General features: G+C 60.1%; 12 protein-coding genes. 4 read left to right on the top strand and 8 right to left on the bottom strand.

Annotation, left to right across the window (positions count from 1 at the left end; genetic code table 11):
* Nucleotides 1-265: 265 nt before the first annotated feature.
* From LCF60_RS21290 to LCF60_RS21280, 3 genes are all read right to left on the bottom strand, one after another.
* A complete protein-coding gene (locus LCF60_RS21290; protein WP_292294549.1) occupies nt 266-745 on the bottom strand; it encodes a DUF411 domain-containing protein in 480 nt (159 codons plus the stop codon).
* Nucleotides 746-987: 242 nt separating this feature from the next.
* The gene (locus LCF60_RS21285) at nt 988-1,116 is read right to left on the bottom strand and encodes a hypothetical protein (RefSeq protein ID WP_292294548.1); all 129 of its coding nucleotides are present in this window, start codon (nt 1,114-1,116) and stop codon (nt 988-990) included.
* A 116-nt stretch (nt 1,117-1,232) separates the two neighbouring features.
* Entirely contained in the window at nt 1,233-2,774 is a 1,542-nt protein-coding gene (locus LCF60_RS21280) for a multicopper oxidase domain-containing protein (RefSeq protein ID WP_292294547.1), read from the bottom strand.
* An 884-nt stretch (nt 2,775-3,658) separates the two neighbouring features.
* Here LCF60_RS21280 and LCF60_RS21275 point away from each other — a divergent pair.
* On the top strand, nt 3,659-4,870 hold the full coding sequence (locus LCF60_RS21275) for a permease (protein ID WP_292294546.1): 1,212 nt from the start codon (nt 3,659-3,661) through the stop codon (nt 4,868-4,870).
* Between the two features lie 176 nt (nt 4,871-5,046).
* Here LCF60_RS21275 and LCF60_RS21270 read toward each other — a convergent pair whose 3' ends face one another.
* Nucleotides 5,047-5,814, bottom strand: coding sequence for a cobalamin B12-binding domain-containing protein (locus LCF60_RS21270; protein ID WP_292294545.1), 768 nt, complete (start codon nt 5,812-5,814; stop codon nt 5,047-5,049).
* Nucleotides 5,815-6,797: 983 nt separating this feature from the next.
* On the opposite strand from LCF60_RS21270, the gene LCF60_RS21265 reads away from it, so the two are divergent.
* Entirely contained in the window at nt 6,798-7,892 is a 1,095-nt protein-coding gene (locus LCF60_RS21265) for a Hint domain-containing protein (protein ID WP_292294544.1), read from the top strand.
* Nucleotides 7,893-8,255: 363 nt separating this feature from the next.
* The gene (locus LCF60_RS21260) at nt 8,256-9,827 is read left to right on the top strand and encodes a hypothetical protein (RefSeq protein WP_292294543.1); all 1,572 of its coding nucleotides are present in this window, start codon (nt 8,256-8,258) and stop codon (nt 9,825-9,827) included.
* A gap of 161 nt (nt 9,828-9,988) precedes the next feature.
* Here LCF60_RS21260 and LCF60_RS24675 read toward each other — a convergent pair whose 3' ends face one another.
* Nucleotides 9,989-10,156 carry a hypothetical protein gene (locus tag LCF60_RS24675; protein ID WP_363318451.1) on the bottom strand — a complete coding sequence of 56 codons (168 nt, stop codon included), beginning with the start codon at nt 10,154-10,156 and terminating at the stop codon, nt 9,989-9,991.
* A 928-nt stretch (nt 10,157-11,084) separates the two neighbouring features.
* Nucleotides 11,085-11,996 carry a hypothetical protein gene (locus tag LCF60_RS21250; protein WP_292294541.1) on the bottom strand — a complete coding sequence of 304 codons (912 nt, stop codon included), beginning with the start codon at nt 11,994-11,996 and terminating at the stop codon, nt 11,085-11,087.
* A 115-nt stretch (nt 11,997-12,111) separates the two neighbouring features.
* On the opposite strand from LCF60_RS21250, the gene LCF60_RS21245 reads away from it, so the two are divergent.
* Nucleotides 12,112-12,846 carry a hypothetical protein gene (locus LCF60_RS21245; RefSeq protein ID WP_292294540.1) on the top strand — a complete coding sequence of 245 codons (735 nt, stop codon included), beginning with the start codon at nt 12,112-12,114 and terminating at the stop codon, nt 12,844-12,846.
* Between the two features lie 151 nt (nt 12,847-12,997).
* Here the strand turns inward: LCF60_RS21245 and LCF60_RS21240 are convergent, their stop codons facing one another.
* Together LCF60_RS21240 and LCF60_RS21235 are read right to left on the bottom strand one after the other, a co-directional pair.
* Nucleotides 12,998-14,251, bottom strand: coding sequence for a PQQ-dependent sugar dehydrogenase (locus tag LCF60_RS21240; RefSeq protein WP_292294539.1), 1,254 nt, complete (start codon nt 14,249-14,251; stop codon nt 12,998-13,000).
* Between the two features lie 453 nt (nt 14,252-14,704).
* Nucleotides 14,705-14,916: SMC-Scp complex subunit ScpB (locus tag LCF60_RS21235; RefSeq protein WP_292294538.1), on the bottom strand; the 212-nt coding region annotated here is incomplete at its 5' end.

Here is a 14,916-nt window from a genome sequence, read left to right as displayed (position 1 = left end):
TGTCGTTTCTCCTTTTTGCCCCTGAAGATTTGCTTGGTGGCGCCCTTCTGAACAAGATCGAGTGACACTTTTGGAGGCAACTTGCACGCGGCAAAGGAGTTCCCGTTGCCGGACCGGTCCCGCAGGGAGGTCCTTGCGCGACCGAGGGCTATTCCATGCGCTGTTGTTGCAGCGCTGATCCGGCCTTCGTAGACGAGCAGCGCCCCCACTGGCCGTCACAGCTCTGAGTGACCGTCCACGCGCGGCTCTGGATGTTATCCGAAACTCAGGCTGCTGGGTAGGTAGCGAACGGCTCTGTCGTCCCGTCACGATGGATCAGGTAGACGACATAAGCCTCTCGCTGGGACTCCGGGCCCATGCCGGGGGAACCATAGGGCATTCCGGGCACTGCGAGGCCGACCGCGTCGAGGCGCTCGTCCAGCAGACGGCGTATGTCGGCAACAGGGACGTGGCCCTCAATCACGTAGTCCTCGATTCGTCCCGTATGGCAGGAGACCATCTCCTGCGGGATGCCATGATCCAGCTTGTAGCGCATCAGGAGTGACCCGAGGCTGTGCTCCGTGGTGACAGCAAAGCCCTCGTTCTCGAGTAGCTCTATCCAGGCCGAGCAGCAGCTGCAGTTCGGGTCCTTCATCACGTGGATCGCCGGCTTGGCACCTTGCGCCAACGCCCTTAGGGGCGATGCAGCCAATAGTGTCGCCGCTCCGATGAGGATTTTCCGGCGCGAAATCGTATCGTGGCTCATTTAGGTTTCCTTTCTGACGGGTGTGGTTTGCTTTTGTGTCAAAGATTGACTCGCCGCCACAAGCATCGGCGACAGGCGACTGCGATGGTGACGCTAAGGGCGTTGTAGGCGCAGGCGAAGAAGAGGTTCTGCTTGAAATCGCTTTCCCATCGCAACATCGGCTCCTGTGCCCATAGCGATGCCGATACCCGCGTCAGAGATCATTCTGATTGATCGTGAAGGTCATTTCCAAGTCCTTTTTCTCACTTCCGAAGATATTTGATCAGCGCGGCTATGGCCAAAACCACAAGCACAAGGATCAGAAGGCCAAAGAGCCAGCCAAATCCCATTCCGAAGCCCATTCCGTGCCCCATGTCGTCCCAGTTCATCATCTCATTCTCCTGTATACTTGCGTTAGAGTGCGCCGTGTGAGCAGCCCGTGGGAAAACGTGGGGCAGGATAACTCGGTGGCGGAACGACGGGCGCCCTGTACGGGCGCCCCTGCGGATCAGAGCGACGCCGTGACCGCGAACTCGGTCATCATGCCGGTGGCAAGGTGCGGCATGTGATGACAGTGCAGCATCCAGCGCGCGGCCTCGCCAGCATCGAGGGCGACGTCGACCATCGACATCGACGGCACGTGAACCGTGTCGCGCAGCGCACCGGCAACACGCCGCCCGTTCAATCCGACGACCTGGAACACATGCCCGTGAAGGTGCATCGGGTGGGCCATCATCGACATGTTGTGGAACGACAGCACGACCCGTTCACCGCTGCGCGCAGTGATGGGCTGGTGCTGGCCCCAGACGGCGCCGTTGATCGTCCAGACATAGGGCTGCATCGCACCGCCCAGCATCAGTGTATGGCTGCGGTTCACCGGCCGATCCGGCAAGGTATCGCGGGCGATCAGGCGCGACTCCTGCGCCAGATCGGTGTCGAACGGAGGTGCATCCGTCTCCGCCATGGAATCAAGGCGCCGGACCTCGGCACCCTGCGTGGCAAGAATTAGCCCGGTGCGCTCGCGCGCCCCTTCGCGCAGGGCGAGGATTGGCCAGGCGCCACCCTCGTTCGGCAAGTCGATATCGATGTCCATCCGCTGTCCCATCGCCAGCCCGAATTGCGTGCCCGAGAGCGGCTGGACGGCATGCCCGTCCACGGCAACGAGCCGCGCCTGCGCGCCGCCGGTGTCGATCCAGAACACCGTTGCGGCTGCGGCATTGATGATCCGCACCCGGATGCGCCCACCACGCTCGACCTTCACCAATTCGGGATCCGACAGGGTCCGGTCATTGGCGAGATAGGCGTCCCAGTCGTAATCGTTAAGATCCATGGTCATGCCGCCCATGCCCATCATGCCGCCCATTCCAGGCATCTTGTCCATCGGCATGCCACCCATGGAACCATGGCCCATCGCCCCGTGATCCATGCCCTGCATCGCCGCCATTCCTCCCATGGGCGAATCTTGTTCGGGCACTGCACCGGCACCATGGCCTGCGCCGTGTGCGCCGCCATGACCACCGTTGATCTCCGCCAGAACCTCTTCGGGGGCCTTGAAGGAGAAGTCATGCAGGATCATCACGACCTCCTGCCGGTCGGCGGCGATGTCCTCCTGCGAGCGTACGATCAGCGGCGCAGCGAGCAGCTGCATCTCCTGCACCGGCACATGACTGTGCATCCAGTGAGTGCCCGGCCGCGCCTCGAAATCATAGGAACGGGTCTCGCCCGGGGCGAGAAAGGGCATCGGCATGTCGGGTACGCCGTCCTGCGCATTTGGCGGAATCTGGCCGTGCCAGTGTATGATGGTGCCGACATCGAGATCGTTGGTCAGGTCGACCCGGAACCTCTGGCCGGGGTCGAGGATCAGTCCCTGACCGCCGGGGCCGGCGAGGCCTAAAACAGTGGCGGCGCGCCCGTCGATATCGAGCGTGCGAGATGCAGCAGAGAGGCTGATCGGTGCCACCCCTTGTCCGAAGGCGAAGCGAGGCAGTTGTGCCGCGCCAACGGCCGCAGCAGTTGCAGCGAGAAAGCCGCGTCGTGAAACTATGTTCATGGTAATCTCCTCGGGACATCGCGTCCCGTTCATCAATCAAGCCGATGGGACACCACGGGCCTTGGCCCGGGCGCGATCAGAGGAGACGGAGTTTGGGAGGTCGTTCGTTCAGTCCCGGCGAATGGCCGACGCGGCTTGCCTCGAACGGCAAATAGAAAATGGCAGGACCAAAGGCGTGCCCAGATTCCCCACCTGGAGACGTCAGGGACGCTGAAAGACCCGCGCAAACGAATTCGCACATACTGTCATCGGCCGATCCACAGTCCTCACCTTCACAAGCGAATTGAGTGAACTCGGGAGAGTGCCTCATCTCACCAGTATGCGTCGCGTGCTCCGGACCGGAAGCGATGCTCATGCTCGCAGAATGCGCCGAGGCCATCGACGTCACCAAGGCAGTCGCAAGTACGGCAAGCAGGGTGACGAGACGAACAAACATGCGCTAAAGATAGGCACTGCTGACGACGATGTCCATTGTCGCCAAGGCGCCCGTTAGCAGATTTTCACTTCAGCCAAGGCAACGAATTCTGCCGCCACCGGGTAATGTCTCTTGAGACATGGCCTTTGACATAGCACTGAGACCAGTTTGCTCGTGGGAGGCTCGAACCTCGCTATCCTCGCCGGTTGGCCCTTTGCCGACCCAGCATCCAATACCGTCGAGTCGGCGGTGGTCACCGCGCCGCAGATCTTTGCGGATCAGTGCTCCAGAGCGGGCTACGTAACCGATCCTGGCCCCCCGACCTTCATCTACGAGGGAATCACATGGTGAGACTGAGAGAGTACAGCCAGCGGGAAGTCGCGCGCGCTTTCCGAGTTTTTGCGGTCTGAGGAGTGCGGCCGAGGTCGCTCAGCGGAAACACATCCCGTGCCTTGGAGGTTGGTAGAACATGACGCAGGACTTCTTTTCTCAATGGCACGAGGCGGCGCGCATTGCGACCGGCCTGTTCTGGATGGCGTTTTGGGCGTTCGGCTTGGGCTATCTGATCTCGAGCCTCATTCAGGTTTTCGTCACCGAAGCCCGTATGAAACGCAGCATGGGCGAGGCCGGGCCGCGAAGTGTGGCGCTCGCAACCCTGTTCGGGTTTGCATCTAGTTCGTGCTCGTTTGCCGCGCTCGCCAGCTCGCGCTCACTGTTCGCCAAAGGCGCGGGGCTGGTGCCTTCGCTCGCGTTTCTGCTCGCCTCGACGAACCTCGTCATCGAGTTGGGGATCATAATCGCAGTGTTCCTGTCCTGGCAGTTCGTCGTCGGCGAGTACCTCGGCGGCATGCTTCTGATCCTGTTCATGTGGCTGGTGGTCCGGCTGACGCAGCCGCGCAAGCTGATCGAGCAGGCGCGAGAGCGAGCACGACAGGAAGAAGGTTCGGCCGACGAAGAAGTCCCGGACTGGCGCGCGATGATACGCCGACGCGAGGGCTGGCGCATGGTCGCCAACCGCTACGTGATGGAATGGTCGATGGTCTGGAAGGACGTCACGGTCGGCTTCACCGTCGCAGGCATCGTCGCTGCCTTCGTGCCCCGAAGCTTCTTTCAGTGGCTGTTCATCGGCTCGGGCGGGAACGACCTCGGGTTCTTCCAACTCCTACAGCACGCTCTCGTCGGTCCGGTTGCGGCGTTCTTCACGTTCATCGGCTCGATGGGCAACATCCCTCTCGCAGCAGTCCTGTTCTCAAACGGCGTCAGCTTCGCCGGGGTGATGGCCTTTATCTTCAGTGATCTCGTGGTGCTGCCGGTGCTGCGCATCCAGGCCAAGTACTACGGTTGGCGCTTCGCGCTATACGTTCTCGGCGTCTTCCTCATCGTCCTCGTCGCAGCTACCATCACCATGCACTACGGCTTCCAGTTCGCCGGTCTCCTGCCGGACCCAGCCACGGCGAAGAGCGTAACCCAAAGAAATTTCTTTCAGGTCGACTATACGATGTTCCTGAACTTGGCGTTCGTCACCGTCACAATATTCTTCTTGGGTTGGAAGATACAGAGTTCGGGCATGTCGGTCGATTGGGGCGCCGACGCAGCGGAAAAAACTCTCTTCGGCCTCGCAGTGATCGCCTATGCTTGGCTGCTTGGGGGGTGGTTGCTGGCTCCGATGTACGCAGGCTGATAGTTCTGTGCAATTTCACGCATCGCGGGCCATCTATTACAGCAGCATCAATGTCGAGAACCAGCGATTTCAGGCCATGGCGCAAGTTCCACCTTGATGGGCACGCGTCCGGCTGACGATCCTCCAGCGCGTTACTGACCTCCCGGTCGTGATACGTATCGACCGGCAAGGCTGAATCAGACCAAGCTGACACCGCTTCGATCTTCGAACTGACAGAACCGCAGGGCGTCTTGCACATCCGTCGCCACGTGATCTGCGCCGGACCGGTCGGCCAGCCTTGGTTCCAAATCCGCAATCGTGCCTCCGATGAGAACCGGGGACGCTTCTGCCGTGGCTTTCCGGGCGGCCGTGACCAGGCGGCGAAGGTCCTGCATCCCAGTTGCGGGCGAGGCCGAGATCATCGTGGCGTTCAGACGCCGTTGCAACGTCGGTTGCAGGCTTTCGGCGCGCGCCTGAAGCATTGGCCTGACCCAAAAACCCCGGCGTCTGAGTTGCTGCCCCAGCAGGACCGCGCCCAGCGTATGATGCTCGCCGGCTGGTACCATAAGAAGGACCCCAGGCCCATCGACTGCAATGTCGCTGTGAAGATGGGCCTGTTCCAGGGCTCCCAGCAACCATTGCAACATGGCCGCCCCGACCGAGGTGGAGGCAAAGCTGATCCGGTCGTCCACCCAATCGTCGCCCAACGTGCGCGCAACGGCCGGAACGTAAAGGTCCGCGATGTCGTCAAAGCCGATGCCCTGGCTCGCGATCCGGTCGCAAGCCGACAGGCATGCGGTCTTGCTGCAACTGAGTGCGGCTTTGCGCAGCCTCGCCACGTGCCGCATCTCGACCGGACGACGGCCGGCCCCGCGACTGGCCAGCTCGAGAAGCAGATCTTCGGCCAAGGGCGCGACGGTGGATGCAACCTTTTCGCGCGTACCGGACTTGGGCTTTTTCGGCATCGGATCACCCTTCGAAACCGCTCTTGCCCGGAGGTCTGCGTCCGGAATTCCTTCGTTCTTGGGAACGACGACGGGCCGGTGCAAAGTCCACGCGCGGCAGGACCTCATGGTGATGGAAACGCAGGCTGCCCGCAAGGGGCAGCTAACAGTTCGATCTGCGGCTTCGCTTTGCTCGGCCACCCTGATGGCCGCGCCGCGCTTATTCTTGAACAACCAAGGTGCGAGAAGCTGCGCCGGAACCGGGCTCATTTCGCCGCGTTCAATCTGAAGACAGGAGCATTCCACTTTCCCGCAGTCGTTGCAGGAGGGTTGATATGGATAGTTCGTATCAGGATTGTAACGGAGCAATGATCCTCGAACACGGTGGTCGCTTGCGGGGCGCGCGAAGAAGGCAAGCGCGACAGCGGCTTTTCTGAATGGAAGACACTAAGCCGGACACCTCAACCCCGCTTGATCCCCGGATCCTTACCGCTCCCTCCATAGATCACCGAGAGCTTGCCTGGACTTGTCACGGAATTCTTCCGCTCCTTTGACTTGGTATTTCGCACCTCGGACTGGTGTGCAGCGCTGAAAGTTCGCTCGGCATCGGCCGAATCATTTGTTTGGCGTCTCAAGAACAGGCGAACGTGTTGTGGCGCGATCAGCTTCACCTCGTGCCCAAGCGCTTCCATTTCATACGCTCAAAAATACGGGCTGCCGCTTGAAAGATCTTGCGACCAAACGGCGGGCAGCTTTGGGGGTATCGGCTGAGTTTCGTCTTGGGTTGCCCTGCAATCGACGTTTGGCAAAGGCTTGTTTCACGCAAATAGTCGCGGGTCGGAGCGCCGGTCTGTATGCATGGCAGTGTCCCGCCGGCAGAGACGCGAAAACCCTGTCGGACCGCACAGATTATTTCCGATTTGTGAACATTTGACCGAACATCCGACACAATGTACAATTTCTGACATCAAAAAAGGGCGAAGATCCCGAGAGGTAAAGCAGTCATGGCAACAACTACGTTGTTGTTGAACGGGTTTAGTATCGTTGGCGACCCGCAGACAAATGCGAACGCCTCCAACGGCGGCGAATACATGCTGCATAGCGCATCTGCGCTGTTTGAAGACAATGACATCATCGTGTTCGTCGCGGAAAACACGACTGCGGATGGCGTGCTGACCGATAAATCGGTGATCACCTCGATTATCGTCTATGACAACGCATCGGATTACTACAGTGATCTCCCCAAATATACCTATTCCGGCAGCGCCGATATTGACATGGGCCGCCGCAGCATGGGCGACAGGTATCTGGAATTCGAAGCCGACGGGCTGACATCGTCCGACGCGGGTGCGCCCATGCTTGGCACGGTGTCGGCCATTGCGGGTGTGGATATCCTCGGAACGCTGGCGTCGCAAAACGGGCCGTTGCGTGTCGATACGACCGAAGACATCGACCTGAACGGCGATGCGATCATCTCCCTGGACGAAGAAGGCGATGCCGCGTTTTCCTCAAATGTCGCCAATGGACTGATCGTAATCTGCTTCGCTGCGGGCACATTGATCGAAACACCGGAAGGCCCGCGCTTTGTCGAGTCGCTGCGGGAAGGCGACGTGGTGAACACGCTGGACGAAGGCCCGCAACCGATCCTGTGGATCGGACATGTGCGGGTGCCGGGTGACGGGTTGAACACACCCATCCGGATCAAGCGCGGCGCACTGGGCAATATCCGCGATCTCTGGGTCTCGCCCAACCACCGCATGTTGATGCGCGGTGCAAAGGCCGAGCTGCTGTTCGGCGAGGACGAGGTGCTGGTGGCGGCCAAGCATCTGGTGAACGGCACGACGATCTTTCCCGAACCGCGCCCGGTGGTGGAATACTGGCATTTCCTGTGCGAGGCGCATCAGGTGGTTTTCGCCGAGGGCTGCGCGGTCGAAACGCTGTATCCCGGCACTGTGGCGATGGGGACTGTCGAGGCCAATGCGCAGGACGAGATCCTTGGTCTGCTACAGGAGACCGAGCGTCTTATCCTCGATTCCGGGATGGCGCGCTATACGCTCAAACGGCACGAGGCCATCGCTTTTATCAGGGAGGCGGCTTAAGCAGGCACATTAACCTACAGGTCCGGGCAGGCGCGCTTTGGATAGAAGCACATTGGCGTCTAAATCGCCGAAAAACCAAGAAAAACCTGGCCGGAGGTAACCCGTCCCTGATCACCCGGCCAAGCGCACACCGAAAGCAGGTCGGGTGCAGATCGAGACAGTAACCCTGAGCAAACAGCGAAGACCAGAGCCTCGTTGTCCGAGCCACCAGGCAAAAGCCGGTTGTGGAGATCAAACACGATGAATTTGGAACCAGAGGCCGTCAAAAATGAAAAAGTCGCTGTTGGCCTTTTGGCAGCACCATCTTAGACCCGGCCCGCCAGTAGTTTCCCGCTTGTGTCGCCGTTACCGTGGAGCCCCTTTATGTCGCCAGCATTGTCTTCCCTCCTGTCAACCATGCCCATGAATTTGCGATCTCCATCCGCTGGCCGTGTGGTTCAGAAGATCGCCCAACGTATCTTGACCGATGAGCACACCGCCATCTGCCTGTTGGAAGCGATGGGTACCGAAAATCAGGATGAACTCACTGACGAGCAGCTTGCGACAGTGCTCATATCCGCCTTGGACGAAGCACGCATGGCCCGCGAAAATGGCCGGTCCGCTGGCGGTGCGTTCATCGACATGATGGAGCATCGACTTGCATCGCTCGATGCGTCCGGATTGCTGCACCAGTCTGGCCGCCTTCGGCTTTCGTCGTGCTGGCGGCGCGCGGGACTGGTTGCTCCCGTCGCCTTGGCGATCAGCCCGGATATGCCAGAAGCATTCGAAGCGGGGGACGCGGACGTATTTGCAGTGGACGGGTTGCCTGATCTCGGAACCGGGCTGCACAAGCTGTTCGACCAACTCTCGCAGACAACAGACGGACACGTTCAGGTCCTGCGTGAATCCCTGTCAGAGATTTTGCCCACTATCCCGGACGATGCGCGTCGCGACTTCGTGCGCCTGGCCGTCAACCACCCCAAGGAAGCCCACGAAGAGCTTGGATGTGCGTGGACATTTGACCCGGATGAAGACGTTCGTCAGGGTGCCGTCGACGGCCTCTTCGATCGCATCGCCGTGGGAAGACTCTCTCCCTCGCTCATCGCACGTCTCGCCTTGATGCGCAGCTGGATCGGCGACAAGAACATCCGCGATCGAGTTGACGATCTCCTCAGGGAGGCGAAGAAACTCGGAATTGGTGGCGCACAAGCCAAGTCCGCCCCAAAAGTGCATCGCGTTCTCGCGAGCATGGTGGATGGCTCAGGGGCACAAAGCTTTACGATTGCGTTCCAGTCGGGCAGTGCCCGAAGGATGGGGATCGTCTTGTTGAAACAGGGCTTCGGCGTCAAGGACGCCTATGTGGTGCCCTGTTCCAGCGCCACCGAACAGAAGCGGCTGATCGAGATGCTGCTCTCGGAAGTTGATGCATGGGACGTCCCGCTGGACTATGCCAAGCAGGCATTTGCGATGGGTCTTGACGATGGCTTGCGGTCGGGCCACCCGCCGGCGGCCGGATTGGTCGATGTCGCTCATGAACTCGCACTGACGGATCTCAGACCCTTTCCCAGTAACGTAACCGACATTGTCGGCGTGATGGAGCCTGACGGTGACCTCGCCAGCATGTCACCACAAGCAAAAGGGCGACTGATCAACGCCAGCGAGGACTGGGAAGTCCATTATCCCCATGATCATGGAAAGCTGGTACGAAGACAGCGATGCAATCACCGAGGCCATTGCCAGCGCCACGACACCAACGGCTCTGAAACGTGCACTCTGGAAGGCGCTCGACGACAGGCGGGAGCATTGGGCGCATGTGATTGCCCGCTCTGCGCTTCTGCTGCATGCGGCACAGGAACCCGAGGCGAAAGAGTTCGCGGCCGTGGCGCTCGCATTGACAGACGGTCGTCCACTCAAGAAAATCCCGGTCATGGAAATGATCGCCGAGTTTTCCTTTGAGGTCTGGCAGGATGAAAACCTGGTGGGGCTCGACAGCGGCGCAGCATCCGACATGACGCCTTTCGAGATTGTCAGCGGTCTGCCGCCCGAGGGCATGCCAGTGAATGATCCCGCGCCAGAAGAGCCCGGAGAACTGACACGATTGCTCCAACCGGTCGGGCTCACCGAATGGTGGGTGGACGGGTACATGATGGGCGCATGTGTCGCTGGGCACGGCGACCACCGGCGATGGCCCGTTTACCGCGAAGTGTTCCGCTGTCATGCGCGACGGGGGCCAATTCGGTGAGCCCGGCAGCTTCTTCGCCAATGATTGTGCCGATCTCAGTCATTTCGGCGATCAGCACTGGGCTGGCAACCGGACCGATCCTTGGGATGGAATGGAGAACGGTAGTTATCTCCGACAGGTGATCACCGCTCGCGATGGCCAGGGTGATCCTGTCTTCCCGTTGTTTGATCAAGATGTCGAACCGTGCTTAAACTCGGTGTCGGTGTCCTCGAACATTGCGGCGGTGCCGAGTGCCTGATGTGCGCGAAATTGGGTCAGCAGCCGTTGCGGAGCTCGTTTTGACGTTAAAGCTTTGAGAGTGCGTAGCTTTTTCTACGGGAAGACTGCATCCTGCTTCAGGGTGGAAAGAAAAGAAGCGAGCGATGAGTTCCGCATCGATCCGATCGGTCTTGGCGCGTGTGCCTCGGCTTTGCGAAAACGCCTTCACCTGAGTGGGGGGCACCTGGCGGGCTACAGCAACTTCTGCCTCCAAAAGCGCGGAGCACGCGTAATAGGGCTGCCCCGCTTCAGTGGGCGAGCTCCCTTTAAAATCACGGTCAGACTGTGAACAAGGGAGATGAACAATGGAATATTTTGCGGCGATGCCCGTGGGGCAGGCAAAGAAGGTCCAGGCAGTCGCGGCTGACATCTATGCCGATGACGCGGCCATGTGATAGATTGTCCATGCTCTCTTCTTTCTTTTGCGCGGTCCTACACAGGCCGCAATCAAATGTTCGAAACGATGAAGAGAGGCAGTGCAGCCAGGCTAGAGAACGTGGTCGTGCCACAAAGGGTCAGACGTCGCGCACCACCCCGCCATCGGCCTTGACCGGGGCCGGTGACGGGGCCAGTTTAGCGGAATGTATATGCAGAGCACCGAAACCCAGACGAGCGCAGTACCGGCTGGGTCGACGCAGAGTGTATTTCAGTGCCGCTTCGGATGACGGTTCAGCCCATACCGGACGGTAATTGGCGAATTACCCTCCGGGTTGTTATTCCACCCAGATCATCCGGCGGGCCAAAACCTCCTGTTCGCTCACGTCGAGCAAGCGCAGTTCGTAGTCCCCTGGTTCATCCGGCAGCTTGATCTTCAATGGTGTGCTGCCTTCCAGACTGACAGCTGATATCCAGGTGAAGATCGCCTGATCCGCGCGCGCCACGGTGACCCGCTGGTCGGCGCTTTCATTGTCCACAGTCCAACTGACCTCGATTGTTTCACCCGGTGCCGCGGTTTCCGGCGCATTCAGGCTTGCCCCCTTTTCAAGAGGCGCATCGGCATCCAGAACTTCCAATACCGAGGCGACCATCACGCGCTTGCCTTCGTTCAGGACGTAGCGCACTTCGTAGAGGCCCGTCGTTTCGGGAGCCTGAATATCTTGTTGGCTCTTGTCGCCGACGCGGAAGTAATCGCCGCTCGCGCCTTCGTCGGCGCCCATCGGCACGATGGTGATATAGTCGCGCGGATGCACCGCTCCGGTCCATTGCACACGGATCGTATCGCCCGCCCGGATCTTTGAGGGGGCGTCCACAGTGACCTCCGGCTCGGTGACCTCGATGGGCTGGCTGGCCATCGTCCGCTTGCCCTCGTCGAGGACGTAGCGCACCTCGTAGAGACCGGTCTCGGCGGGGGCCAATCTCCCCATATCAGTTATTCGCCTGATGCAGAAAATATTCATCTTCCCGCCGACGCAATTTTGCCATTTCCGCTGTTCCTGTCTCGCCCGCCCTACCCGGTCGCTTCCGGTCAGCAGCGACCGGGCTGAAACCGAGCGCAAAAGCCGGCGGTAACGCGGCCACGTGATACGATTACCGTTCCGACCCAGGCTATCGGACCAACGGTCTGCGGATTTGCCTGCCATGACCGTAATCCCGAAAAAGATGTCGAAGTCATGGGCCTGGGTCAAGCTTTGACCGCTTGGTGAGGAGGTGCCGATTACGCACGGGCTTGATCCATAAATGCTTTTTTGCTGCGGCCCCCATCAGGTAGGCCAAACGAGCCGCAGCGAGAGGAGGACCGCCGTGAGACCATGCAGCAAACCGGTCCTTCGCGAAGGCTTTTCGCAGATCGGCTATCTGCACAAGCACACAGCGATCATGGTGGGCCGCGGTTGCGATATTCTCACGCTCGCGATCCGCACGGTCCTCTTCTCTGTGATCCTCGTGACGCTGTTCTTCGCGATGATTGCCGACTACGTCATAGGGAGCCTGCGGGGCCGGCAGGTTGCTGCTGCTGGCATGGCTCGGGTTCCGGGACTATCACATGCGGATTTTGAACGGAGCGGCGACGGCAGGCTCCGGACCGCCCGCCCGCTCCGGCGAGCGGTCCGGATGGTGCGATTGACGACTTCGTCTGCCTTCCTGACCTTCGTTCCCGCTCGGATGCTGCAAGAGGCACGAAAGGGGGGCGATCTCGTGGCCCTGCGCCACAAGGGCGGCACGCGCCGCAATCCGAAGTCGCGGTGGCGCAAGTACGAAGCGTGTGGGTCATTTGCCGAACGCCAGTTCCAAATGCTTTATCGCCCGTCGGCCATGGTCAGATTGTTTCCGGTTTGGTCGAGTTGGCTAAATCAGGACAATGATACGAATTACAGTTCCAGATCACTAGGCTTCCGTAGAACTGGGTACCCGGTTCTTGAGACCGAAAACGGGTATTGGAACCTTGTCGACAGCTCTGAAAAGGCAAAGTTCGACTCTTTCGCGACGGGTGCCACAATTTCCTATTTCTGGCAGATTGTGCGCAAGCATGTCGAGTAAGCCGACCAAAACAGCGACAACTGGCTTGTCATGATTGGCCGCTTTGTCCGCACAGCTCCCGAAGGTGTCATACCAATGAAGCGGTTGAGCAGTCGAATGCCTCGAAAGGCGGCGCGAAGGCCGCGCCACCACATAAATCAATAACCGGCCCTCACTCCGGCGGCGTCAACTTGTGGATCTGCCCTTCGTCGACCGCTGCGTAAAGGCTGCCATCCGGCCCAAGGACCAGCGACCGGAACCGCGCGCTTTCCATCGGCAGGGTCATCTCGGTCACATCCTGCACCGAGATCTCGCCGTCTTCGTTCTGCAGCTCCATCACGTCGATCCGCTGACCGATGGGTGTGCCGCCAAAGCCGATGCCCATCAGCCCGACAACCATCGCGCCATCCCACTGGCCCCATTCTTCGCCGCGCAGGAACTCGGCCGTGGTCATGCCCTGCGACCAACCATTGTTGGTCCAGATCGGCTCCATCGCGTCGGGATAGGTCTCGAAATCGGTCATCGGCATGAAGGCCGCGCGCTCGTAGCGGTTCATGCCTTCGTTCTGATTCGGCATGTAGCCGCAATAGCCGTCCGGGCAATCGCCTCGCCCGGCCATGTTGTCACGCGGATCCCAGCCGCCATTGCCACCATTGCTCAACACGGTGATCTCATCGGAATGCCATGGCCCGTGTTCGGCGATGATCGGCTGCCCGGTCTCGGGGTGAAAGGTGATCCCCTGGACGTTGCGGTGGCCATAGGTGAAGGTGCGCGGGTCGAACCCCTCGGGCGGCGCGTTCTCGGGCGCGGCGTTGCCATCGGTGTCGACGCGGATCACCTTGCTGCCCATGATGGTCGGGCTTTGCGGAATCTCCGCTTGGTGATTGTCGCCGGTCGTCAGGTAGATGTACTCGCCCTCGGGTCCGAACCGGACACGCCCGCCATTATGCGTGCCGGTGCCGCCGAACGGATGATCCGTCGCTTCGGTCTTGTAGGGCACGTCGTCGATGATATCGGTCCGGTCCGAGACATCGGTGAAGTCCTCGTTCACCTCAAGGCGCATCAGCCGGTTGGTCGGCGGATCAGACTGGTTGGAGGCAGAATAGACATAAATCCTGCGGTTCTCTTCGAAGTTCGGATCAATGGCGACGCCGTTCATTCCGGCCTGACCGTCACAGAAGAGGTCCGACGCCGTGGTGGCATAGTCCTCGGTCTCTTCCATGCCCAGCAGCGCATTGACGTCTCCGGATGGCATGCGGACCGACAGCCCGTCGCATTTCTCGGTAAAGAACATCGTGCCGTCGGGCAGAAACGCCATGTCCCACGGGCTGTCCAGATCGGAGAGTACAACCTCGTGCTCAAGGCTGCTGGTGTTCGTGCCCACCTGCGCCAGACCGGGCGAGGCCAAAGCGATTGTTGTCAGCAAGGACGGAACAATCAAATTAACTTTGGTGCGGGTTGTTTGCTTCAATGACATGAGTTTTTCTCCCTGAGGCAAGTGTAGACGTGCCAGCAAGAATCCCGACCAACGTGTCTCGTGAATCCAGATCCTGCCTGGGTCGAAAACGAACAATTGCTTGAAGGGTTCCTGCACCGGATTGAATACCCGCGGGCCCTTCAAGGGCGGCCACACGGAGAGAGTCGCGGCGAATGGGTGCTGCAGTCGGTCCGCTGCGCATGTTCGGACTTGCAGAAGAAGTCTCCGTCAGCCCCACCGATCTCGGCCGCAATTGCGACGTACGCGCCTGCAGCCCCCCGCCTCGCAACCTGATGAACGAAACTTCGGCGGTTCGCCCTTTCGCGTTTCTTTGACACCTGCGGAATGTTTGAATGGCTGGTCTGGCTGTAGCAGGAAGCACTCAAAGGGCCCCAGCTGGTTTCACGGGCTTCCGGCCAGCCCCGCATCGTCTAACTGCTCCCGATCCGGGAGATCGCGGAGGCTCTCGAGATCGAAGGCGACGAGGAACTGCTCGGTGGTGACGAAGGTATAGGGCGCGCCACGTTGCGGAGATCGCGGGCCGGTCCCGATCAGGCGACGGGCATGAAGCCGCCCGATCAGGTCGCGGCTGATGTCCTTGCCGAAGATGTCCC

Source organism: Marivita sp. (genome assembly GCF_020055635.1).
Classification (GTDB): domain Bacteria; phylum Pseudomonadota; class Alphaproteobacteria; order Rhodobacterales; family Rhodobacteraceae; genus Marivita.
This window is presented reverse-complemented; position numbering and strand designations above follow the sequence as displayed.

Bases quoted from the DNA above. Each gene is read 5' to 3' on its own strand.
- LCF60_RS21290 (WP_292294549.1), bottom strand. From the start codon at position 745: ATGAGCCACGATACGATTTCGCGCCGGAAAATCCTCATCGGAGCGGCG.
- LCF60_RS21285 (WP_292294548.1), bottom strand. From the start codon at position 1,116: ATGATGAACTGGGACGACATGGGGCACGGAATGGGCTTCGGAATGGGA.
- LCF60_RS21280 (WP_292294547.1), bottom strand. From the start codon at position 2,774: ATGAACATAGTTTCACGACGCGGCTTTCTCGCTGCAACTGCTGCGGCC.
- LCF60_RS21275 (WP_292294546.1), top strand. From the start codon at position 3,659: ATGACGCAGGACTTCTTTTCTCAATGGCACGAGGCGGCGCGCATTGCG.
- LCF60_RS21270 (WP_292294545.1), bottom strand. From the start codon at position 5,814: ATGCCGAAAAAGCCCAAGTCCGGTACGCGCGAAAAGGTTGCATCCACC.
- LCF60_RS21265 (WP_292294544.1), top strand. From the start codon at position 6,798: ATGGCAACAACTACGTTGTTGTTGAACGGGTTTAGTATCGTTGGCGAC.
- LCF60_RS21260 (WP_292294543.1), top strand. From the start codon at position 8,256: ATGTCGCCAGCATTGTCTTCCCTCCTGTCAACCATGCCCATGAATTTG.
- LCF60_RS24675 (WP_363318451.1), bottom strand. From the start codon at position 10,156: ATGACTGAGATCGGCACAATCATTGGCGAAGAAGCTGCCGGGCTCACC.